Annotated in this window: 23 protein-coding genes; 12 read left to right on the forward strand and 11 right to left on the reverse strand. The window is 56.0% G+C overall.

Going from position 1 to position 21,277, the window contains the following annotated elements; genetic code table 11:
* Window positions 1-366: 366 nt before the first annotated feature.
* The 4 genes from K3169_RS15325 to K3169_RS15340 all read left to right on the forward strand — a co-directional run bounded on the left by K3169_RS15325 (window position 367) and on the right by K3169_RS15340 (window position 4,298).
* Complete coding sequence (locus K3169_RS15325; protein WP_231673403.1) at window positions 367-903, forward strand: DUF5625 family protein; 537 nt, start codon at window positions 367-369, stop codon at window positions 901-903.
* Window positions 904-1,004: 101 nt separating this feature from the next.
* Window positions 1,005-2,618, forward strand: coding sequence for a hybrid sensor histidine kinase/response regulator (locus K3169_RS15330; protein WP_231673404.1), 1,614 nt, complete (start codon window positions 1,005-1,007; stop codon window positions 2,616-2,618).
* A gap of 54 nt (window positions 2,619-2,672) precedes the next feature.
* Window positions 2,673-3,800: a saccharopine dehydrogenase family protein gene (locus tag K3169_RS15335; protein WP_263267069.1), complete on the forward strand. Its 1,128-nt coding sequence runs from the start codon at window positions 2,673-2,675 to the stop codon at window positions 3,798-3,800.
* A 3-nt stretch (window positions 3,801-3,803) separates the two neighbouring features.
* Window positions 3,804-4,298, forward strand: coding sequence for a DUF2269 family protein (locus K3169_RS15340; protein WP_263267071.1), 495 nt, complete (start codon window positions 3,804-3,806; stop codon window positions 4,296-4,298).
* 4 nt (window positions 4,299-4,302) lie between these two features.
* Here K3169_RS15340 and K3169_RS15345 read toward each other — a convergent pair whose 3' ends face one another.
* Window positions 4,303-5,526 carry a DUF1444 family protein gene (locus K3169_RS15345; protein WP_263267072.1) on the reverse strand — a complete coding sequence of 408 codons (1,224 nt, stop codon included), beginning with the start codon at window positions 5,524-5,526 and terminating at the stop codon, window positions 4,303-4,305.
* A 168-nt stretch (window positions 5,527-5,694) separates the two neighbouring features.
* On the opposite strand from K3169_RS15345, the gene K3169_RS15350 reads away from it, so the two are divergent.
* A complete protein-coding gene (locus K3169_RS15350) occupies window positions 5,695-6,213 on the forward strand; it encodes a hypothetical protein (protein ID WP_263267073.1) in 519 nt (172 codons plus the stop codon).
* Between the two features lie 94 nt (window positions 6,214-6,307).
* Here the strand turns inward: K3169_RS15350 and K3169_RS15355 are convergent, their stop codons facing one another.
* From K3169_RS15355 to K3169_RS29785, 8 genes are all read right to left on the reverse strand, one after another.
* Window positions 6,308-6,796 (reverse strand): DUF4189 domain-containing protein, encoded by a 489-nt coding sequence (locus K3169_RS15355; protein ID WP_231675477.1) that lies wholly within the window; start codon window positions 6,794-6,796, stop codon window positions 6,308-6,310.
* 65 nt (window positions 6,797-6,861) lie between these two features.
* Window positions 6,862-7,614 carry a lysozyme inhibitor LprI family protein gene (locus K3169_RS15360; protein ID WP_231675478.1) on the reverse strand — a complete coding sequence of 251 codons (753 nt, stop codon included), beginning with the start codon at window positions 7,612-7,614 and terminating at the stop codon, window positions 6,862-6,864.
* Between the two features lie 63 nt (window positions 7,615-7,677).
* The gene (locus K3169_RS15365; RefSeq protein ID WP_263267074.1) at window positions 7,678-8,523 is read right to left on the reverse strand and encodes a hypothetical protein; all 846 of its coding nucleotides are present in this window, start codon (window positions 8,521-8,523) and stop codon (window positions 7,678-7,680) included.
* A gap of 60 nt (window positions 8,524-8,583) precedes the next feature.
* The gene (locus K3169_RS15370; RefSeq protein ID WP_263267076.1) at window positions 8,584-9,540 is read right to left on the reverse strand and encodes a peptidoglycan-binding domain-containing protein; all 957 of its coding nucleotides are present in this window, start codon (window positions 9,538-9,540) and stop codon (window positions 8,584-8,586) included.
* A 100-nt stretch (window positions 9,541-9,640) separates the two neighbouring features.
* A complete protein-coding gene (locus K3169_RS15375) occupies window positions 9,641-10,288 on the reverse strand; it encodes a DUF1629 domain-containing protein (RefSeq protein ID WP_263267077.1) in 648 nt (215 codons plus the stop codon).
* A 122-nt stretch (window positions 10,289-10,410) separates the two neighbouring features.
* Window positions 10,411-11,001, reverse strand: a complete 591-nt coding sequence (locus K3169_RS15380) for a hypothetical protein (protein ID WP_263267078.1) — start codon at window positions 10,999-11,001, stop codon at window positions 10,411-10,413.
* 336 nt (window positions 11,002-11,337) lie between these two features.
* A complete protein-coding gene (locus K3169_RS15385) occupies window positions 11,338-11,991 on the reverse strand; it encodes a DUF1629 domain-containing protein (RefSeq protein ID WP_263267079.1) in 654 nt (217 codons plus the stop codon).
* A complete protein-coding gene (locus tag K3169_RS29785) occupies window positions 11,991-12,482 on the reverse strand; it encodes a DUF4189 domain-containing protein (protein WP_411567050.1) in 492 nt (163 codons plus the stop codon). Before K3169_RS29785 ends, K3169_RS15385 begins: the two co-directional genes overlap by 1 nt.
* A gap of 268 nt (window positions 12,483-12,750) precedes the next feature.
* Between K3169_RS29785 and K3169_RS15390 the strand changes: the two genes are divergently transcribed.
* Window positions 12,751-13,512 carry a hypothetical protein gene (locus K3169_RS15390; protein WP_263267080.1) on the forward strand — a complete coding sequence of 254 codons (762 nt, stop codon included), beginning with the start codon at window positions 12,751-12,753 and terminating at the stop codon, window positions 13,510-13,512.
* 65 nt (window positions 13,513-13,577) lie between these two features.
* On the opposite strand, the gene K3169_RS29790 is transcribed toward K3169_RS15390, so the two are convergent.
* Window positions 13,578-14,063 (reverse strand): DUF4189 domain-containing protein, encoded by a 486-nt coding sequence (locus tag K3169_RS29790; protein WP_411567001.1) that lies wholly within the window; start codon window positions 14,061-14,063, stop codon window positions 13,578-13,580.
* A gap of 316 nt (window positions 14,064-14,379) precedes the next feature.
* Window positions 14,380-15,021, reverse strand: coding sequence for a LuxR C-terminal-related transcriptional regulator (locus K3169_RS15395; protein ID WP_231666726.1), 642 nt, complete (start codon window positions 15,019-15,021; stop codon window positions 14,380-14,382).
* A gap of 182 nt (window positions 15,022-15,203) precedes the next feature.
* Here K3169_RS15395 and K3169_RS15400 point away from each other — a divergent pair, with 182 nt between their 5' ends.
* From K3169_RS15400 to K3169_RS15425, 6 genes are all read left to right on the forward strand, one after another.
* Window positions 15,204-15,749: a dimethylamine monooxygenase subunit DmmA family protein gene (locus K3169_RS15400; RefSeq protein ID WP_263267082.1), complete on the forward strand. Its 546-nt coding sequence runs from the start codon at window positions 15,204-15,206 to the stop codon at window positions 15,747-15,749.
* Window positions 15,746-16,675, forward strand: coding sequence for a PDR/VanB family oxidoreductase (locus K3169_RS15405; protein WP_263267083.1), 930 nt, complete (start codon window positions 15,746-15,748; stop codon window positions 16,673-16,675). The genes K3169_RS15400 and K3169_RS15405 overlap by 4 nt, the downstream gene beginning before the upstream one ends.
* Window positions 16,676-16,690: 15 nt before the next feature.
* A complete protein-coding gene (locus tag K3169_RS15410; RefSeq protein ID WP_263267084.1) occupies window positions 16,691-17,707 on the forward strand; it encodes a heme-dependent oxidative N-demethylase family protein in 1,017 nt (338 codons plus the stop codon).
* Window positions 17,708-17,767: 60 nt separating this feature from the next.
* Entirely contained in the window at window positions 17,768-18,898 is a 1,131-nt protein-coding gene (locus K3169_RS15415; RefSeq protein WP_255881932.1) for an aminomethyltransferase family protein, read from the forward strand.
* Window positions 18,899-18,931: 33 nt separating this feature from the next.
* Window positions 18,932-19,792 carry a formyltetrahydrofolate deformylase gene (purU, locus tag K3169_RS15420; protein WP_263267085.1) on the forward strand — a complete coding sequence of 287 codons (861 nt, stop codon included), beginning with the start codon at window positions 18,932-18,934 and terminating at the stop codon, window positions 19,790-19,792.
* 101 nt (window positions 19,793-19,893) lie between these two features.
* Window positions 19,894-21,276, forward strand: coding sequence for an NAD(P)-binding domain-containing protein (locus tag K3169_RS15425; RefSeq protein WP_263267086.1), 1,383 nt, complete (start codon window positions 19,894-19,896; stop codon window positions 21,274-21,276).
* Window position 21,277: the final 1 nt, after the last annotated feature.

The raw sequence follows: 21,277 nt of genomic DNA on the forward strand, positions 1-21,277 counted from the left end.
TGAAAATAGAGTGGTATAATTCTTCGCGCGCGGGGGCGACAGCAATGGCAGGTTACTTGCCATGTGGAGTGACCGGGCGACGCATACTTTTAACGGTGGGGCGGATTTCGTTTATGGCGATAGCTTAAGGGGGCTGTTCCAAAACTGCCTATAGTACAGATGTGCTATTGCCTGAAAGAGGTCGCGAGCAATAACCTTTAAGCATCTACCATCAGGTTTTGATTTTCGACGAAGTAATCTCCTACCAGGTGACTACCCACTGGTGCAGTGTCTGGACAATAACAGCGATCACCCGCCTGGGTGTGTTGACGCCAACTTTCTCAATCCTTAAGTATTGCAACGCGCGTTTGCGCCGGGAGGCTTTCCTTGCTTAGAACACTGCTGGCCGGTGCGCTCGGGATTCTGGCAGTCGTATCCGGGATCATCGTGCTTTTCGTCGTATTCCTGCTTACACAGTTCACGCCAGATCGCACGCCAAGGTATAGCGTGCTGTTGGATATGCAGGGCCCAACCAGTACAACAAACCTTGAGGTATGGGTGACGGAACCCGGTCGTTATGCCGTGGCGCTGCAGTATCCCTACCGCGACGGCATCGAACGGAAAAAAGCCTGGGCGTTGGCGGGAGGTGACACCCGTGAGAACGACACATGGCGCGAGCCCGGATCTGCGTTAGTGTTTCAAGTCCGCATTCAAGAAATCGAGAGCGGTATTGAGATGCTGAACGAGCAGGTCATGCATCCTAAATTAGACTCATGGGCAGGCAACTATCTCAATGCCGACCTGGTTAAGAGAAAACTTGAGACGGGGCATTATCAGGTGACTGTGCAGCGGCAAGGAAGTCTTGACGATACGCCCCCGGTGCCACTCGAGATCCATTTTGGCAAGGCTCATCAGGGAAAATAAATCCGGTTCTGCGACTTGCTGTATGAATCTTCCATGCCTCATCTTTAAACTTGTACGAAGCAAGACCGCGCATCACCGCCAGACTAACGGCAGGGTTACTCATGACAGACCGGAAAAACGCTGAACTGGATCAGGCCACGCTGAGATTGACCGTGGCAACGGTGGCGATCACTTATGTATCGTTGATAGGTTTTTTGCCGGGATACGATGTCGCGCAGTATGAGCCGATCATTGCTTACTACGCCGGTTTTCTGGTGGTTTCGTTTATCTTGCGGCAATACATTATCACCCGGCCTGGCGTATTCCCTGCACGTCGGATATTCGGCATGGTGCACGATTACACCGGGATTTCAGTAGGGTTGGTGGTGGGCGGAGAGGCGACGCTGCCGATCTTCAGTGTGATGGTCTGGGTCACGCTGGGCAACGGCATGCGCTACGGCTCGCGCTATCTGGCGATTGCTGCGTCTCTGGCACTGTTGGCGATCCTGATTATTTATCAGTTGACTCCGTACTGGCAGGCCCAGCCGTTCATGGTCCTGATGCTGGTTGCTGTCACCATTCTAGTGCCGGGCTACGCCCATATCTTGCTGGTCAGGACGCGCCAGGCGTCGGAGCAGGCCACCGTTGCCAATCAGGAGAAAGAACGTTTTCTCGCCCAGGCCAGCCACGACCTGCGTCAGCCCATTCACTCCATCGGCATGTTCACTGCCTGCCTGCGTTCAAGCCCGCTCGGGGATTACGAGCGCAAGCTCGTGGACAATATCGATCGGTCACTGCACAACGTGGCACAACTATTCCGCTCGATCCTTGACATCTACACACTGGACAGCGGCAAGGTGTCGGCCAAATCAGACGTGGTCAATCTGGGCGAAATGCTCGGCGAAATCGCCCAGCAGAATATCGCCGCCGCGCGCTGGGCCGGTGTCGAACTCAGAATCCGGCCTTGTAACCGGTGGGTGAGGGTGGACGCCACGCTCCTTGCCACCATGGTTCAGAACATACTGTCCAACGCACTCAAATACGCACCAAACCATCCGGTACTGATCGGCGTGCGCAGCCATAAGGGAGCGCTGTCGATCAGTGTCCATGATCAAGGGCCGGGGATCGCCGCCGAGCATCTCCCCAACGTCTGGGATGAGTTTTATCGAATACGCCACGAGCGCGACAAGGATGTAGAAGGCGTGGGATTAGGCCTGTCCATTGTCAAGCGACTCAGCCAGATCATCGGCGTGCAGATTCAGATTAAATCCAGAGTGAACCGTGGTACGAGCGTGACCATTCACGGTCTCGAAGAAGTCGCTGCGCCCGTGCAGCAACCGCGCAAAAAAACACTGGGGCACAGCCTGCTCAAGGGCGTTAAAATTTGCCTGGTGGAGGACGACAACAACGTCCTCATGGCCACCGCAGCTTTGCTTGAGCGCTGGGGCTGCGACGTACAGACCGCCAGTTCGGCGGAAGGGTTGAGTACCAACTGCGACATTATCGTGGCCGATTACGATCTGGGTACGAAAGCCAACGGTCTCGATTGCATCGACAGCATCCGCATGGCTCGGGGCTGGGATGTTCCCGCGCTGATTGTCACCGGCCGAGAAGTGGACATGGTCCAGGAGGCATCGCAGGCACGGGACATCTCTGTGCTGTCAAAACCGCTGAGACCTTCGGAACTGCGCCTGACACTGCTGTCAATGTGTGAGAAACCTGTGGAACGGGCCTGATCAACTTAGCGGCGAATGTTAACGTGAACAGTATTTAAGACAGGGAAGCATTGGATGTCGTTGAGAGTCATGGTGGTTGGCGGGTATGGAAATTTCGGCACAATTGTTTGCCGACACCTGATCAACATGCCCAACGTTGTACTTGTGATTGCAGGGCGCAATCCTGAAAGGCTGGCTGAGAGTGTCAGTACGCTGCAAGGCCAATCGGGCGTCATATGTGAGAGCTGGTGTGGTAATGCCATGGGCGCAGAGTTTGGTTCGGCATTGCGCGCGCTGGATATCCAGTGGGTCATCCATACAGGCGGGCCATTCCAAGGCCAGTCCTATGCGGTGGCCCAGGCGTGTATCGAGGCCGGGGTCAACTACTGTGACCTGGCGGACTGCCGAGCTTTCGTCAACGGTATCGGCATTCTCGACGCAGCAGCCAGACAGGCAGGTGTAACCCTGCTCAGCGGCTGCAGCTCGGTGCCTACGCTGTCATCAGCCATCATTGACCAGTACCGTCACCGCTTCAGCCGTATTGATGTCATTGAACATGGCATCTCTTCCTCGGCAAAAATGCCCGGATTGTCCACCGTTGAAGGTGTACTCGCTTACGCGGGCAAGCCGATCAAACAACTGCGAGGCGGTAAAGTCCACGAAGTTTCGGGCTGGCAGGATCTGACGTTACGCAAAATGCAGCATCTGGGTACGCGCGTGCTGGCTAACGTCGATGTGCCGGACATCGACATTTTTGGCAGCCGTTATGGCGCGCACACCCTGAGTTTCAAAGCTGGCTCGGGCCTCAAGCTTGGGGGCGTAGCCAATTACCTGTTGGCGGCCGGCTTGCGCGCAGGGCTGGTCAAGGACCGGATGGGGTGGGCCGCACGACTGCATCGCTGGGGGACGTTATTCGAGCGCTTCGGTGATGGTCTCAGTGCGATGTACATCGATGTCGAGGGTGTCGGTTTGGACGGTAAAGCCCTGAGCATGAATGCCCAGTTAACGGCGGACAACGACAAAGGTCCGGAGATTCCCAGTTGTGCCGCGGTAGCGCTGATGGCGAAAGTCGCTCAGCAGTATCGTCCGCAGCCAGGCGCCCGACCCTGCGTAGGGGAGATCAGCGTTGACGAATATCTGGCAGCTATGAACGATCCGCAGAATATAAAGCTGGCTGTACGCTTTTCAGATGAGCAGGGTTGATCAATGCTTTATCTGGCGATGAAGTATTTGCATGTGATCGCGGCGATCTTCCTGTTCGGATTCGGTATGGGCTCGTTTCTTTATCTGATCGCAGCCAGTCGCACTCGCAACCCACAAGTCATAGCTCATGTCTGTGCGATGGTGGTGCGGTTCGATACCTGGATTACCACGCCCGCAGGCTTTCTTCAGCTTGGTACGGGCTACCTGTTGGTGACGCTTGCGGGGCTGCCGATGACTTCACCCTGGTTGATGATTTCGGTGGCGATCTTCATTGGCGTAGGTGCCCTCTGGCTGCCGGTCCTTGTCCTGCAAAAGAGGATGCATGGGCTGGCATTGAGCGCGGTTGAACAGGGCCTGTCGCTGGATGATCGGTACCACACCCTCTATGAGAGATGGTTCTGGATGGGTGTTTGCGGTTTTCTCGGCATGTTCGTCGTGGTGCTCATGATGGTGACGAAGCTGACACCGTGGCAGTGGTTTGTAATGCTGATGGCCTGATCATTTAAGGCAGTTGGCCGAGCTGCTCGGCCGTCGGGAATCCATCGACCCGGTACCTGATCGGGTAGAGCGTCACGGGCTTCATCAACTCGCCGAACCGGCTTTCAAGTTCGTCCCATTCCACAATGCGCGTATGGGTTGTTCCATCCTGCAGAGGTTGCACAAGCGAAACCCGGTCTGTTTTGGGCAGCAGCGTGATGACGTTTTCTGCCCAGCTACAGATGGAAAAAGTGCTTTCGCCGGACTCATCCGATTTGTAAAGCAAGTAAGACGCAACGAACACATCCTCCTGCTGTTCCTCATGGAGCGCATCAAGAAGCGTCTTTTGTGAATCGTACTCACCCTGAAGAAGCATCCGTTCCAGTGTGGCGAGACGGGCCTGGCTGTCCTCGTCCTGAGGCAAGAACGTGACGACATTTTCGTCCTGATACGTATATAACTGGCTGGAAACGGCGCACCCGGTTTCGATTACCTGAAAGCAGACCTCAATCATGTGGCGAATCCCGTGCTCATCCTTGTCGCCGGCCACCATCAAAACATCGCGTGTTGGCATCATGAAAACGGGCTGTCCCTGCAAGGGGATTCGCTGCAAAACGTCAGGCAGCAGTACCCGACTGATGTCATAACCGTCATTCCAACGACCTACATGAAGTCCCGGCGCGACTTCTTCGAAGCGGTCCTCGGTCTCGTCACGCAGGTTTCGAATTGCAATCGATAATGCTTCGTCCAGCGTGATTCCCCAGTCATCAGGGATACCGTTGAACAAAGTTGATAGTGAATCGGGGTAGTCGACGGCGAGCAGTACAGCGCAATCTTTGCCAAAGGTCCGCTGGGCTATTTCGAACGGTGCATCCGAGCCTTTAGTACGGACCTGATTCAGGCGAATTTCTTCATACGTCGCCAGGTTACGAATAATTGGCCGCAACAGGGGCCTGGTTTGCTCGAAACTCCGGGACGATGCTGAGGGGGCGGAGCTGGCGTTGATGAACGCCGTCACATACCTGGCCACTATTTGAGGCCTTTCGGTTGTATCAGCGTTCTGATACTCGTCAAACGCATTGTGGAGATTCAGGTAGCTGTTATCGCCATGCTCGATTCTGAATTCTTCCGGGCGGTATTCGAGAGGGCCGGTAAAGCCTTTTTCCCGCGCAGCCTCGATGAGGTGTTCGGCGAACTGATCTTTTGTCAGCGGACGATTGAAAAGGCTGTTGAACAGGTTTTTGAGCATACTTTTCAATCCTGCAATGGCATGTTCGAGACCTTGACTCTAGGTCCCGGAGTTGTCGTGGTGAATAGTACAGGTGTGCTATTGAACGCTAAAGAGGGTATGCGATCATTAACGTCAATTAAAAGTTTGTTCGAGTCTTATTGTCAGCAACTCCGGGAGTAAACGCTGGTGCATAAATACGCTTTGGTTCTTGCCGTCCTGTCACCGCTCGTCATCGCTCCAGGCGCGGCAGTTGCCGCAATGCCTGACTGGTGGCTAATCTTCGGAAGTGGGGACCAGCCGAAACGGCAAGTCATTTATGCCGATGCTCTTTCCGTCGCGGACAGTCCTTCGAAATCAGGTGCTGAGCCCACTCGTTCAGTGGATGTTGTTTATGTGTTCGAAGATAAGGACAAACCTCTCTTCACCCTGTACCGGATTGCCTTTCAGTGTAAAGCTAGCCTGTACAGTGTAGATGAATCCAATTCTAAACTGCGTTCGGGCGACGTCACCCAGGGACCGACCAGTACTCAGTGGGAACCGGTTGCCCGCACCATGCTGGAGCGGCCCTATGATTTCGTCTGTAAGGCAAGCACTCGGCGAACCAACGGCATGGTCAAAATAGGTCGACCGGAGCTCGCGACTACGTTGCCGGAGTTCACCTATAGAGCGTTTTGGGCGCCTGAGACTAACGCTCCAAGTCAGTGACAGATAACGCCAGGTCAGCGTTGCCATGCCTTGAAGAAGCAGGCGTGCGCTGACCGTAAACCTGGTTAGTTAGCTCACACTCGACACAAAAAGCTTAATATTTGCGAAAAATCGGATCAGAGCAGGCGGTGTACAGGACCTTGCATTCACGGCCACCGCTATCTTCTTTACAACTGGCCATCGCCAAATCAATCGCTCTCTGTTCCGAAACGGAGCCTTGTACGACGCTATTGATTTCACTGGAGATCAGTGCGACACACTGGTTTTTATAGGCCAGGTTCACCTTGCAGTCAGTGGCTCCTCCTAGAGCGCATCGATGCAGGGCTACCGACCTCGCTTCCTCTTCGGTTAACTTGCCGACCACCGCTCCGGACTCGCCAGTTGCATCCGAACCTGCAACTGCTCCCCATGTTTTTATCCATTCGCCGGTCATGCGGGGAGGTGCACTTTGACTGGTCTGCGGGTCATCCGGAATGCATTGAATGCTGCCCGCCTGAACGCCCATAGGGCACCTTGTCTGCGCTCCGGCTTGCAGGCTGAATAACAGCAGCGAAATACTCACCAAGTGAACTTTAAATCCCATCTTTTTAATCCTGTGGCAGTAACTGACTATCAGAGTGGATTATTGGATTTAGATAACGGTGCGCATTAACCGCCATAGCATTGCGCATAGGTGAAATCGATGAGGCGCTTGTCTGAAACGTCCTGCAAAGTGGACGGCTGTACCTGGAAATGGCCAAACATATCGTCGTTACAGATCATCACGGTTTTGCGCTGCGCACCTTCCTGCAGGACGCAGAGGCCGCCAAAACTGTGATTACCTCCGGCTACACCCACCGGCAGATCAATCAGTCGGCTGCAACCAATCACCTGGCCGTTTTGCTTGCGCTGTTTCAGCGACTGGTTGAATGAGTCGATCCGGGAGTCGGGATCTCGGACAGGCATCACATTTACGCATTCGCTACTGGCGGTCTGGTTGGCTTCGCCCGGCAGCTTGCAGTCCGGGTAAGCCTCACCGTCGAGTATATTTTTCTCATTACGCGCCAGCATGGCGATGCGAGAGGTATATGCCTGTTGCAGGCAGGTCGTATCCTGGCAAAGGCCACGACTGTAAGTGATCCAGTTGCGTTGTTCTTTAGCCAGCGCTTTCTTGCCATACGCATCGGTCGCAGCCAGTGCCGTCTTATAGGCTTGCTGCAGTTTGCCATCCAGCGCGGATGTCTCGGCATCGCTACAGATCAGCTTTTCCGTATCGGTCGAGGCCTTGTTGCAATCGAAACTGGCAGCCAAAGCGCAATGCGATAGCCCTGCAAGGCTCAGCGCAAAGATAAGCTTCATCGCGCGCGTAGACGTAGTTTTTATCGATAAGCAGGCCGGGTTTGGTGAATACGACTGGGTCATGACCCGATCTCCTCAAGTTGCTTGTGGATGATGTCTTGCAACAGCACAACCTCGGTTTCTTCATTAACGGCGGGTCAAACCAGCATCACGAGATAATTCCTGCAGTGCGCTCCGTGCGCGGTCTTGAATCTTCTTCCAGTCCTTGAGCGCGAAGCGCACATAGTTGATCTTCACGGCCACCTTCGTCCCGGGCATGACAAACGTGTGCTCACACTCGGGTAACTGGCGCTCCTTGCTGCGTATCAGCTTGCCGTCACGATATTCCACGCCGGACTCTTGGACTTCGCGCGATGTGCACTTGATGATCGTCTCGATTTGACCTCGCGTATCGCGCGCCACGTACCAGTCCATGTAATAGCTGGCGTCCATGATGGAGTTGGATGGCTTCAGTCCCTTCGCCAGATAGTGCGCGCGATACGTAGCAACATCGGCGTAATAAGGTGTAAGCCCATCGACCTCCTTGCCTTTGATACGCGTCTGGATATCCATTTCGGGCGCATCTTCGCCAGAACCGTCTGGCACGGTTTGTCGTCGCATAAACGCCTCGGCGCTTACCCGGTCGAGGTAGACATAACCAATGTTCACCGTGCGCGTGGCCACATCCAGTGTCAGGTGTGTTCGTTCGCCTGGCGCGAAGGGCGTCAGGTCCGGGTATTCGAGATACAACCCAAAGCTGCCATCAAAGTTCGGTCCCATCTGGTCATCGAAATAGTTGGCGGGAATGCGCAGAGAGTAGGGGCCCACGCAGGCATCCATGACGGGCGGCGGCACCGTGCCGGGATCCTGTGGACCGCCGCGCTGCCTGATGCATCCCTGCTCATTGGTCACGGCGCTTGTTTCGCTCGCACTCACGATGGATATGTCCGCGACCAGACAGACAGCGCCAACGAGGGCCAGTGGAAGTCTCATGCAAATGAACCGTCTGGAAGACTGGCTTCATTTCTCAAGTCTGGCTTCTGGCGCATAGCTCTACTGAGCGGGCACGGCATTTGGTTTGTCGCCAGCCGATTCGTTATTTGCCGCTCGGGCGAGGCTGGAGAGGTAAGGGTATTGCGCCTCTTTTTGCGGGCCGGAAGTATTGAACGGGTCGAAGCTGTTGGAAATCAATATCGCGAGGGCTTTCATATCTGCATCTCGCTCGCCGAGCCATACGAGGTCGAATGCACGAATCTCATTCCCGCGTTGCGTATAGTGACGCCAGAACTTAAGTGGACCACGGGAGCCCGCAGTAACGAATGAATCAGCATGCCTGGCATTGTACGTAACAGTGGACTTGTGGTCGCTGGCGAGATTGTTGTAAATCTTATCAATCTGGCCGGGCTTCATATTGACCAGCCGCTCAACCCGCAATGAAACACTGCTGTCCTCAGTATTCAGATTCACGGTATTGGCGTTTGGGCTGGTGAGCACAGTAAGTAGTTTTGCGGGGTAACCGAGTCTCACCCCGGTCTTGGGCTCAGTTCCGGTGGTCCAGCCGAATGCTATTCGCTTATTCAGCGCTGAACCACCCAGATGCATGGCCAGGTCGGCGTTCAGTAGACCGGTGCCGGGCTGTTTATACTGTTGCTGAATAGCTGCAATGGCATAGCGGGTGTCTTTGTCAAAGTTGCCGTTAATAGGGCCTTGATAAAAACCGCCCCAGATCAGTCCTTCCTGAATCAGCTTGCGCTCATCAAGGTTCAGTGAGGCTTCGGTGTTATCGACAGGCAGAGTAGAGGCGGAATTGGCCGGGGCCACAGACCCGGCCAATGCGCTCAGCGGCTGCCAGCTGCATGTCGCCGCCACTGTGATGAACGCGACTCGCAGCAGTTGATTTTTCCAGCCTACGGGCAAACGGTTGTGAACGGTATCTAGCGTCAATTGAAAAGCCTCTGTGCTCTCGTGCCTGATCAAAAAGTCGTGGAAAAGTAATCCTGCGATGATCATCTGTAAGTTACAGGGGCAGGGCATTTTTCCAATAGCACACCCGTACTATAGGTTCGGTTTTAACGAGTATGTTATTAAGACATTCAGACTGGACGTACCTTTACACATCGGCAGCGTCCCGCCATAAAAGACCTCCAGAACTTGGCTTGACGCCAATACCGGCTTTCCTGATCGCGGTGTACATCACGCGATCACAAATGACTGACGATTTCTTCTCGGCCATGCGGAATACATGGGCAGAACCCACAAGATCCTTTTTGAAGGCGAGATGTGCGCCGCCAGCAAAGGTCATTATCCTGAACGGCTTTCCAGTCTCGAATTCATGACCTGTGCGAACCTGGTAAGTAGATTTTTCTTCGTCTAATGCCGCGATCATGCGTACAACGTCACAGAGGTAATGCGGCGGGCCATCTGAACCATCCGGCAGCGTGTAGTCACTGGCCAGAAACTCGAATCCATCTGGATCTATGGATTCGAAGACCTGCTTCAGACGCTCGGAAACCAGCCAGTAACCGCTGAATCCACCTTCAAGATCACGAGGCATTCGCTTTGACTTGTTGGCATGCACCAAATGCGGCACCTCTGGCAGTGCAGGAAATCCTCCGTTTACAGGCCTGAGAATGCGGCTAGGAGGCGTTAAAAGTGCATCCAGGTTGTCGATCTCAACGTCCGTACCGGGCCCACCGCCGCGCGGATCACTCTGCAGGACATAGAACTGTTCTTTTTCCGGTAATTGCCTGGTAGTCATTTGCGCTTCTCTTGCCAGAGTCTGCCGAGTCTTCGGTCAGAGAAATTGCGGATAGCCACTCTTTACGCGTTTCAGAACAGCCGCGATAAGAGGGTGCGGCGTAGCGCAAGGCAGTTCCTTTATCACCGACCACGGCCCATCAACCAGTACGTGACCCGTTGGAAGATCCGCTTGCGTGGCTCAAACAGGGTCGACACTGCATAGGCGTCGCAGAACAGGAACGTTAAAAACACATCGTGGGTGTTGTGGGCGATTCGACGTGACTGAGGGAACAGATTGAGTCGTGCGTCTTTCTCCGCCATTTCCAGAAAGCGCTGCGCGGCGGTCTTGCCTGTATCCCACTGAGACAAGACTGTGGGGCCTGCAGCACGCAGGCTGTCTGAGTACTCCTGGGGCCAGTTGCCAAGCTGTGGACGCAGCTGACTGTGTACCGCATCCCAGCGCAGCAACAGCGCACGGCTTTCAATCGTCCACCTGAAAAAACAGGCAAGTTCATCCAGATCCGCCCGAAAGTAGGCGTCGCAGGCGGCGACGCTCCAAAAGTGGCTGATTCGTCCAAGCTGTGTTCCGACCTTGGGGCTAAGGCGGCCGGGAGCTGAAAGATGAGCTTCCACGGCACTGGTGTAGCGGTCGATATCGCCCGAGGTCCGGGCCCGATCAAGCCATTGCCTGCATTCCGGTATCAAGGACTTCAACGAGGGGGACAACTGCATGGCTGACTCCTCAGCGTGAATTAATCATGGCGCGTTCATCGGAGCGGATTTATCCGGGAGGTCGGTAGTCCTGATGATAAGGATGTTGTGAATGCACCCGCCTGTTCGCGAATGAATTTGCCCTGATTAACAATTATAAGCGACTGATTTAGTTTGATTTTACCCGTAGGAGCGCGCTTGCCCGCGATTCGGTGCGTCAGCGAAAAATGTGTTGCCTGACCAGATGCCATCGCGGGCAAGCGCGCTCCTACAAGTCTCCGTTTGCTGCACGACAGTGTGGTGCCATGGACACCGGGGGCCACAAGATTTGTACCAGCCACGAGTGTTTGCTTCGGCCTACAGATTGGCAGCATCTTCGAACCACAGCCCGTCAGAGTGACTCTTGGCGCCAATCCCGGCCTGTCGAACCGCATCCCGAAATGCTTTATCGCAGACAACCAGACGGCCGGAGTAGGGGACGCGGAAAATCTGCGCCGAACCGACGACGCTTTGATGGAAAGCGAGCCTCGCGCCGCCGCAGAGGTTATAGAATTTTCCATTCACGAATTCATCGCTGATCTCGACGTTTAACCTGGAAGCTTCTTCATCTACCGCATCAAGAACGCGCACGATGTCACAAAGGAAATAAGTGGGCCCCACCGAGCCATCGGGCAAATGGAATGTGCATTCGGCAAACTCAAAGGCCAGTGGATCTATCTCTTCGAAGACCTTCTTCAGCCGCTCTGAAACCAGCCAGTAGCCGCTGAATATGCCTTCAAGGTCGCGCGGCATTTTGCCTTTCCTGGGGTCATATTCAAGCTGCGGTATCTGGCGTAGCGGCGGGAAACCACCTTCAGGGGGCCGCAGGATACGGCGCGGCGGTGTCAGTAACTCGCGTTCATTCGAAAAGATGACGCCGTAGGGCCCCCAGTTACTTCGGATGTCGGGCATCAGCGTGTAGAACTCGTTTGCTTTGGGGCTGTTATGCGCTGTCACGGCTGCCATGATCATCAGAACTTTTTAAATATCGGATCTGTGCATGCGCTATAGATAACTTCACAGGCTTGCCCATTTACTTCCTGACACTTGGCCAGCGCGTCTTGATTGGAAATTTCTTTGCTCTTTGCACTGTTAGTAGCGCTGCGCCCGGAACCAGGAGGGGAGGCCATCGATACGCACTGATTTTGATACGCTAACGTCACAATGCAGTCCGACGCTCCTGCGGCCTTGCATTGGTCAAGCGCTTGCTCTTCAGCTTCAGCTTTCGACAGTCGTCCAATGGAAGTCCATGCTTCCCCACGACTATCCGATCCAGAAATCGCTCCCCAGGTTTTAATCCATTCCCCGGTTGGCCGTGAAGGCGCGGAGTTCGCTCGTGAGGTCCCCGAGTCAGGTCCGCACTGAGGGCTGCCAGGGGCGACGCCGCTTGGGCAAGCCGTCTGCGAAAAGGCCGGAGTAGAGACAGCGAGTACCAACAGTGAAAATAACGTGGCACGAATCATATTGATCACTCGACCTCGACGAACCTTTAAATACCTGTCCAGCGGGAAACAGTAATTGACCTGCTGATGATTTTCGATAGCACAGGTGTGCTATTGATTTATCGACTGCAGTCCGTAAGTTGGTTACTAGAAAAAAACGGCGCTCACCAAGAGCCAGGAAGTGTCATGTGCGCCTGTCGAAACGTTGCGGAGCGCCAAACTCGATGTTGTTTATTTACGCAGTGGGGCAGTTTCAGGTCCCTATGCATATTATCCGCGGTGGCAGTAAATGGGCTCAATCCTCCATAAGGGCGTAGCGATGAAGCGAGCTATTAATATTTGCTGTGCTGCTTTTTGTTTTACCTCTTTGATGTTGCCTGCATCAACCATGGCGCAACAATCACCGCTAAAAGCGGGCACTTATGCGACTGAGGGTGGTTGGGGGCAACTGGTCATTGGCTCCGCTGGAGTGAAGGGTAGCCAGACTTTCTCACTGGACACCGAAAACGCCGGTAGTGGCTGCACGTTTTCCGGCCGGTTGAATCCGGGAGGAAGCGCGGTAGTTTACGAAGGCGATGCCCCGAGCCAATGTTCACTGGAACTGACCATCGCGCCCAACGGGTTAGTGGTGAGTACCTCTACAAAAGAGCAGTGTCGCGAGTATTGCGGCAGCAATGGCAGTTTCGAAGGTGATTACCGCTATGTGCCGGCCTGCTGCGCTCAACCCGCGCTGGACAAGACGCGCCGACTGTTCAAAAAGCTCTACGAGGAGAAAAAATACGCCCAGGCCGAGACGACCCTGGCGCCTGTTTATCGTGAGTGCCTCGGCACAATGGGATTGATGGATGAGGGCGGTCTGCGCAATGACTATGCGCTCACGCAGTACAAATTGAAGGATAAAGCTGGATGCCTGGCGACGCTGTCGAAATATCGCCAGGATGCTGCGATGGCAGATGATGCAATTACCCAGGACATGTCACCTGCCGTCGTCGACGATTATTTGAGCGTGATCCATGCTGCGCGCACGAACATTGCGCTCTGCGTGAAATAACGGTTATTCAAGGGGAATGAAACTCGCGATGAACATCGGTGACCAAGGATAAGCCGGTTCCGACTTCAGTATTTTCTGAACAGCGGTTCGGTACACTCTGAGTACAAGACCTTGCATGTCCCTCCGCCACTCTCATCACACACCTTTTTCACGCCACTCTCTGCAAGCTGTTGGATTGGAGACGACTGGAAAAAAGTGTCCACCTGAGACGCAGCGAGCGCAGCGCATTGATTCCGATAAAACAGCTGAACGGCACAATCATTTGCTCCGCCCTTTGCACATTGTTTGATGGCAGAGATCTTCGCATCGCCCTCGGATAGTTTGCCAACAACGGTTCCTACTTCGCCTGTGGAGCGAGACATTGCAATCGCCCCCCAGGTCTTGATCCATTCGCCGGTGGGACGAGCAGGAGCCGAATCGGCCCTTGATGTCCCAGAGTCCGGCCCGCACTGAGGGCTGCCGGGAGCAACACCGCCCGGGCAAGCCGTCTGGGCAAATGCCGAAGCAAACGCTGTGAGCATCAGCGAAGAAAACGCCGTGGTACGTAGCATGGCAATGACTCTATTCAATGAACCTGCAATCTGGTTCAGTTGAAAAACAGTAATTGACCTGCAGATGATTTTCGATAGCACAGGTGTGCTATTGATTTATACGTCGTCCAGGCGCCGCGCTGTCTCGCGGTGAACATAGGACTTGTAGGAGCTGCCGAAGGCTGCGATCGCGGTGTGTCAGGACAAGGTGCTTCGCAGCCTTCGGCAGCTCCTACAGAAAACGTATTTCAATCCAGCGTTTGCATGTTGTTTGATGAAGGAAGGGAAAGGCGCCGAATAAATTACGGAACACCTGAAATATCGAAGGGTACAGACCTTATGCACCCACCTCGAATATCACCCCTTCAAGGCCCAGGATCTCGCCGCTACTCGAGTACAGCCCGACGCCGGTTTCACACACTTCCTTGATTCGGCCATCGGCACAACATATCCGGTATTTCAGCTGAAATGGCTCACGCTTGAGCAGTGCGCATTGCACGCAGTACCAGACATAGTCGCTGTATTCCTCAAGAATCAATGCGCCATAGCTTTGTTCGCGAGTCAGTTGTTCGGCGGAGTAGCCAGTCAGGTGCAGGCAGCCTTCACTGACGTACTGCATGCGCCAGGCGCGCGCGTTTTCACCCTTGTAAATCAGCGCCGGCAAGTCGTTGACCAAGCCGCTGACACTGATCGTAGTGGTGGCCTGCGGGGCCTGTTCAGTGAGCGTTATCGGGTCATGCCCTTGGGGCTGCGCTTCATGACGATGCATCCAGGACGCCAGCTCCAGGCGTGAGTGCAGGTCAAACTTGCGCAGGAGGTTGCGCACATAAATCTTTACCGTGCCATCGCTGATGCCCAGCTCCCGGGCGATCTGCTTGTTGTTGAGGCCGTCCCTGATCAGGCTGAGGGTTTGCGTTTCGCGTTCGGTCAGCGAATGGGTGGTCGATAACGGCGAAGGCGCGGGGCTGATTGTGTGCATTTTTTCCTCCCGTCTTGTCGATATGAATGCTGTAAGACAGCAAATTCCATGCCTCTGACTGTCAACTACCCCTTTGGGAGTAGCTCATCGTGAGGATTGAGCGTGCATGCCGCATAGGAAATTATCTTGCCCATGAGGAAACACCTCAGGGCAATTCCGCCCTCGTCAGCACGAGGATCGACATGAACAATCCGATTGCAGCGTCGCGCCCTGTCAGCCTGCCGACGTATGACGCAGTACCACCCATGCAGTTGTCCCGTGATTATTTGCTGGTGACCCAGACGCAAGGCCTTGAGCTTCATGCCGAGCTACAAGACCGGGTTGCACAAGCCCGCCGCCTGACGCACCTGGCCTTGCCCGAACTGGAAGATCTGCCCACGTTACAGCGGGTACTGGCCGAGCATTTACGCAGCAGCCATGTCGGTGTGCAGTTGCATGTGCAGGGCGATGAGTCGTTTCTCTGGAAGGTGCGCACGGTAGCCGTTGACGCGGGGCTACTGACCGATGAAATCACGTTGAGCCTGAACTCGGGACCGGGCGAGGGCGGTAACCGTTCGGTGTTCTGCGTGCACTGTGCCACATTGCAGGACGCTACTGATGCCGCACTGCACACCTGTTGCCAGTGCGCTGTAGTGCTTGAAGTTCGCCAGCACTTTTCCCCGCGTTTGGGCGCGTATATCGGAGTTTGCGCCGATGCCGACCGACCATACGGGGAGGCCTGCGCATGAGCCGCACGATTGCTGTTCGAGTGGCGCAAACCCACTTGCTGACGCCGATGGTGCGCGAACTGTTGCTGGAGCCGCTGAGTGGTTCGTTGCCAGCGTTTTCAGCGGGCAGCCATGTGCAAGTGCACTTGCCCAATGGTCGGCGCAATGCCTATTCGCTGCTGGGTGATCCCGCTCAGACGGGCCATTACCGCATCGCCGTGCGTCGTCAGTCGCAGTCACGCGGTGGCTCGCACTTTATCCATGACGAACTGGACGTCGGTGACCGGCTGACCATTTCGGCACCGGCCAATCTGTTTCCCGTACACAGCAAAGCGCGCCAGCACCTGTTGATCGCCGCAGGCATCGGCATTACGCCGTTCATGGCGTATTGCGCGGAGCTAACGCGTCAGGGCCAGGATTTCGAGCTGCATTACGCCTGCCGTCCCGGCATCAGCGATGCCTATCTGGACACGTTGCGCGAGCAGTTGGGGCCACGCCTGCATGTGTATGCCAGCCCCACGCGACGACTGGATCTGAACACGTTGCTGAGCCAGCGCCCACTGGGCACACATGTTTACGCCTGTGGCCCGCAAACGTTGATCGATGCCTTGCGCGAGCAGAGCCAGGCGCTGGGCTGGCCGGCCAGTCGCGTGCACTGGGAGGCGTTCGCCGCCCCGGAGCCTGGTAATCCCTTCGATGTGCACCTCGCACGTAGCGGTCGACAGTTAAAGGTCAATGCCGAGGACAGCCTGCTAGAAGCCCTGGAAGCGGCTGGCATCGAGGTGCCCAACCTCTGTCGCGGCGGGGTCTGCGGGCAGTGCCAGACAGCCTATATAGACGGCGCGGTCGAGCATCGTGATCTGTTTCTCAGCGACCACGAACGCAGCACTCACCTGATGCCCTGTGTGTCGCGCAGTTGCGGCAGAGCGCTGGTACTCGATATCTGATTGTGGAGTTTTGTCATGACCCTAGCCTTCAAAGCGCCGCAAACCTACTGCGACGACTTCAGCTTTCGCAATAGCCCGCAGGCCATCGCGCGCTTCCCGTTTCCGTTTCCTGAAGACCAGTACATGTATTCAGTGAACATCGAGCCTGCGATTTCCCGTGATCCGGGCTCGATCTTCGAGCACCTGTTCGACATCGACGAACATTACCTGTCCGAGACCGCCGAACGAGCCCGCGTACTGGAACGCGACCCTGGGCGCTGTCTGGTCATGCCGCATATGACGCTGGCCGCCTGGGACATGGTGCAGGTGCTTATGGAGCATCTGTCTGAAGACTATCCGCAGCACTTTCAACTGCAGCGCGACGGCGACGCCTGGCACTGGCAGAACCTGCCCATGGGTATTGATCAGCGCTTCACGTTCGGTGATCCGGCGAGCCTGCCGTGCGAGCCACTGGAGTACATCACCCGCCAGTTGCAGGGCGACTTCGCTGTGCTCGATCAGCGCGATGGTGACCTGTTCATGGACGCGGGCATGGTCACCTGTCCGGCCGACTGGTCATTGCGTTTCGACGCTGGCATGAGCTTCAAACAATGGCACTCGCCTGTACCGATGGCGCACCAGATGGGCATCTTCGACCGGGCGCTGAAATACCTGCTGAATGTGCAGGTCGGCCAGCCGGTGCGTCGCCTGAACTGGACGTTGACGATCAATCCGCGACTGGATTCGTCGCCGGAAACCTTTCATGAATGGGGCAACGACCGTGGCAAGGTCACCGCCGAAAACGCGGGGCGACTGGTTCATCTGCGCGTCGAGATGCAACTGATGATGCGCCTGCCGCGCTCCAATGCGCTGATGTTCGGCATTCGCACCTACTTGATCAGCATGGACGAACTCGTCACCAATCCGGCCTGGGCGCAGCGCATGCATCGGGTGATTCGCGATTTGCCCGAGGCCATTGCCGACTACAAGGGCATGACCCGTTATCGGCAGGTCCTGATCGACTGGCTGCGACGCTTTGATTTCGATACCTGAGATCAGGCCTGACTTCCAGCTCTGACCTCAAACCCTCACTCAATCCAAGAGGAATACTCCATGACTCATTCATGGCGCACCCCTGCGCTTCGCGAACGGCATCTGGCCCTTGGCTCACAGCTGGAAGACTGGAACGGCATGCCCACCGCCTGGACCTACGACAGCGATCTGGCGGACCACCATGAGGCCATTCGCACCCGCGCCGGGTTGATGGACGTGTCGGGACTGAAGAAGGTGCATTACGTCGGCCCGCACGCCGAAAACCTGCTTCAGCAGGCCACCACCCGCGACATCGCCAAGCTGTATCCGGGCAAATCGGTATACGCCTGCATGCTTGATGAAGACGGAAATTTTGCCGACGACTGCATTGTGTACCGCACCAGCCCCAATGCCTTCATGGTTGTGCATGGAGCGGGCAGCGGCCATGAGTTGCTGGTGCGTTCGGCACTGGGCCGTCAGGTCGCGGTGTTGTTCGATGACGACCTGCACGATCTTTCGCTGCAAGGACCGAAGGCCGTGGATTTCCTCGCCGATCACGTACCGGGTATTCGGGATCTGGCGTATTTCCACCATCTGCAAACCCGCTTGTTCGACCGCCCGGTGATGATCTCGCGCACCGGCTACACAGGGGAGCGCGGCTACGAAATTTTCTGCAAGGCTGCCGATGCCCCGCTGATCTGGGACGGCATTCTTGAGCAGGGCCGCGACCTGGGCATTATCCCGTGCGCTTTTACCGCACTGGACTGGCTGCGTGTCGAAAGCTCACTGCTGTTTTTCCCCTACGACAACTCGCAGATGTACCCCTTTGCCGATCAGAAGGCCGGCGACAGCCTCTGGGAACTGGGCCTGGATTTCACCGTGTCGCCCGGCAAACAGGGGTTTCGGGGGGCTGAGGAGCATTACCGACGCCAGGGCTCCGAGCGCTTCAAGATATTCGGTGTACTGCTCGACGGTCAGGTGGCGGCTCAGGGTGGCGACACCCTGTGGTTCGAGGGCCGCGAGGTGGGCTTGATCACCTGCGGCATGTACTCGCGTCTGACCGGCAAATCCATGGCGATCGCCCGGGTCCAGCCGCACATTGCCGAGCAGGGCGTCGCCCTGGAAGTGCGGGGCAGCCTGAGCGTGAAGGCAATCAGCCACAGCTTGCCGTTCGATGACCCCGAGAAGAAAAAACGCACGGCCAAGGGCTGAGTACGCGATTTTTTCATGACAAGAGAACATGCCATGTCCACCTCCCACTACATACTCAACGTCCAATGCCCGGCGACCTCGGGCATTGTTAGCGCCGTGACCACATACCTGGCCGAGCGCGACTGTTACCTGAGCGAACTGGCGCAGTTCGACGACGAGCACACCGGGCGCTTTTTCATGCGGGCGGTGTTTCGCTTCAATGCGGGCACCACTGGCGATATTGAGTCGTTGCGCCAGGGCTTCGACGATGTTGCCATGCCCTTCGACATGCAATGGGCGCTGCACGCGGGCGATAAACCGCTGCGGGTGCTGCTGATGGTCAGCAAGTTCGACCATTGCCTGACTGACCTGCTGTATCGCCACCACAAGGGCGAGTTGAGCATGCACATCACCGCCATAGTTTCAAACCACCTGGACCTGCGGCCGATGGCTGAGCGCGAGGGCATCCGCTTCGTGTATCTGCCCGTCACGCCTGACACCAAGGCGCAGCAGGAAGCCGAGTTGATGAGCATCATCGAGCAGACCGGGACCGACCTGGTGGTGCTTGCGCGCTATATGCAGATTCTGTCCGATGATTTGTGTCACAAGCTCGCCGGGCGGGCGATCAATATTCACCACTCGTTTTTACCCGGCTTCAAGGGCGCCAGGCCCTATCACCAGGCTTATGCACGGGGCGTAAAACTGATCGGCGCAACGGCGCATTACGTCACCGGCGACCTCGACGAGGGGCCGATCATCGAGCAGCAGGTGCAACGGGTCGAGCATGACCACAGCCCGAACGACCTCGTCGCCATCGGCCGGGATACGGAGACCGTGGCGCTGTCGCGGGCCCTCAAATACCACCTGGAACATCGCGTATTCATCAACCACGACAAGACGGTGATCTTCCGATGAGCCCCCGATGTTCGTCACCTGCCTGATACGCAACGCCTTGGTTGCCAGCCGCTTGTACTGCCTGTGAGGCATCGAGCTTTTCTCATTGCGGAGAATCGAACATGAAAAAACGAGTCGCGATTATTGGTGCGGGCCCCTGCGGACTGGCTCAGTTGCGGGCCTTTCAGTCGGCCGTGGAGTCGGGTGCATGCACGTCGGAGCAGGCCCCCGAACTGGTCTGCTACGAGAAGCAGGCTGACTGGGGCGGTATGTGGAATTACACCTGGCGCACCGGGCTGGATGAGCATGGTGAACCGGTTCACGGCAGCATGTACCGCTATCTGTGGTCGAACGGCCCAAAAGAGTGCCTGGAGTTTGCCGACTACAGTTTCGACGAGCATTTTGGCCGTCCCATCGGCTCTTATCCGCCGCGCGAGGTGCTCTGGGATTACATCAAGGGCCGGGTCGAAAAAGCCGGTGTGCGTGACTATATCCGTTTCAACACGGTGGTGCGCAGCGTGAGTTTTGACGAGGTACAGGAGCGGTTCACTGTCACCGTTCATGATCACAGTAGCGACCTGACCAGCAGCGAAGTCTTCGATTATGTGGTGGTCGCGAGTGGGCATTTCTCCACACCCAATGTGCCGCATTTTCCGGGTTTCGAGAGCTTCGCCGGGCGCGTGCTGCATGCGCACGATTTCCGCGATGCTTTGGAATTCAAAGACAAGGACGTCTTGATCGTCGGCAGTAGTTATTCGGCCGAAGACATTGGCTCGCAGTGCTACAAGTACGGCGCGCGGACCATCACCAGCAGCTATCGCAGTGCACCGATGGGTTATCACTGGCCGGAGAATTGGGAAGAGAAGCCACTGCTGACTCATGTGCAGGGCAATCGCGCCTTCTTTGTCGACGGCACGAGTAAAGCAGTCGATGCGGTGATTCTGTGCACCGGCTACAAACATCATTTTGCTTTTCTGCCCGAAGAGCTGCGCCTCAAAACGGGCAACCGCCTGTGGCCGCTGAACCTGTACAAAGGCATTTTCTGGGAAGCCAACCCGCGGCTGATCTACCTGGGCATGCAGGACCAGTGGTACAGCTTCAATATGTTCGACGCCCAGGCCTGGTACGCCCGCGATGTCATTCTGGGGTGCATCGATTTACCGGATAAAGCCCACATGGAGGCGGAAAACCTGGCTTGGCGCCGTGAGGAAGAAACCCTTGAAACCGCGCAACAGATGTTCGAATTTCAGGGCGAATACATCCGCCAATTGATCGAAGCCACTGACTACCCCAGTTTCGATATCTCGCAGGTGAATCAGACCTTCCTGCAATGGAAGAAAGACAAGTACGAAGACATCATGGGCTATCGCAACAACTGCTATCGCTCGCTGATCACCGGTACGCTGGCCACCGTTCACCACACCCCCTGGCTCGACGCGCTGGACGATTCGTTAGAGACCTATCTGGCCAGCGATGGTTTTGATCGCCTGAAATCTGCAGGTTGAG

The organism is Pseudomonas phytophila, assembly GCF_025643095.1.
GTDB lineage: Bacteria > Pseudomonadota > Gammaproteobacteria > Pseudomonadales > Pseudomonadaceae > Aquipseudomonas > Aquipseudomonas quasicaspiana.

Coding starts and splice junctions, on each gene's coding strand:
- K3169_RS15330 (WP_231673404.1), top strand. CDS start 1,005: ATGACAGACCGGAAAAACGCTGAACTGGATCAGGCCACGCTGAGATTG.
- K3169_RS15335 (WP_263267069.1), top strand. CDS start 2,673: ATGTCGTTGAGAGTCATGGTGGTTGGCGGGTATGGAAATTTCGGCACA.
- K3169_RS15340 (WP_263267071.1), top strand. CDS start 3,804: ATGCTTTATCTGGCGATGAAGTATTTGCATGTGATCGCGGCGATCTTC.
- K3169_RS15345 (WP_263267072.1), bottom strand. CDS start 5,526: ATGCTCAAAAACCTGTTCAACAGCCTTTTCAATCGTCCGCTGACAAAA.
- K3169_RS15355 (WP_231675477.1), bottom strand. CDS start 6,796: ATGGGATTTAAAGTTCACTTGGTGAGTATTTCGCTGCTGTTATTCAGC.
- K3169_RS15360 (WP_231675478.1), bottom strand. CDS start 7,614: ATGACCCAGTCGTATTCACCAAACCCGGCCTGCTTATCGATAAAAACT.
- K3169_RS15365 (WP_263267074.1), bottom strand. CDS start 8,523: ATGAGACTTCCACTGGCCCTCGTTGGCGCTGTCTGTCTGGTCGCGGAC.
- K3169_RS15370 (WP_263267076.1), bottom strand. CDS start 9,540: ATGATCATCGCAGGATTACTTTTCCACGACTTTTTGATCAGGCACGAG.
- K3169_RS15375 (WP_263267077.1), bottom strand. CDS start 10,288: ATGACTACCAGGCAATTACCGGAAAAAGAACAGTTCTATGTCCTGCAG.
- K3169_RS15380 (WP_263267078.1), bottom strand. CDS start 11,001: ATGCAGTTGTCCCCCTCGTTGAAGTCCTTGATACCGGAATGCAGGCAA.
- K3169_RS15385 (WP_263267079.1), bottom strand. CDS start 11,991: ATGATCATGGCAGCCGTGACAGCGCATAACAGCCCCAAAGCAAACGAG.
- K3169_RS29785 (WP_411567050.1), bottom strand. CDS start 12,482: ATGATTCGTGCCACGTTATTTTCACTGTTGGTACTCGCTGTCTCTACT.
- K3169_RS15390 (WP_263267080.1), top strand. CDS start 12,751: ATGGGCTCAATCCTCCATAAGGGCGTAGCGATGAAGCGAGCTATTAAT.
- K3169_RS29790 (WP_411567001.1), bottom strand. CDS start 14,063: ATGCTACGTACCACGGCGTTTTCTTCGCTGATGCTCACAGCGTTTGCT.
- K3169_RS15395 (WP_231666726.1), bottom strand. CDS start 15,021: ATGCACACAATCAGCCCCGCGCCTTCGCCGTTATCGACCACCCATTCG.
- K3169_RS15400 (WP_263267082.1), top strand. CDS start 15,204: ATGAACAATCCGATTGCAGCGTCGCGCCCTGTCAGCCTGCCGACGTAT.
- K3169_RS15405 (WP_263267083.1), top strand. CDS start 15,746: ATGAGCCGCACGATTGCTGTTCGAGTGGCGCAAACCCACTTGCTGACG.
- K3169_RS15410 (WP_263267084.1), top strand. CDS start 16,691: ATGACCCTAGCCTTCAAAGCGCCGCAAACCTACTGCGACGACTTCAGC.
- K3169_RS15415 (WP_255881932.1), top strand. CDS start 17,768: ATGACTCATTCATGGCGCACCCCTGCGCTTCGCGAACGGCATCTGGCC.
- purU (WP_263267085.1), top strand. CDS start 18,932: ATGTCCACCTCCCACTACATACTCAACGTCCAATGCCCGGCGACCTCG.
- K3169_RS15425 (WP_263267086.1), top strand. CDS start 19,894: ATGAAAAAACGAGTCGCGATTATTGGTGCGGGCCCCTGCGGACTGGCT.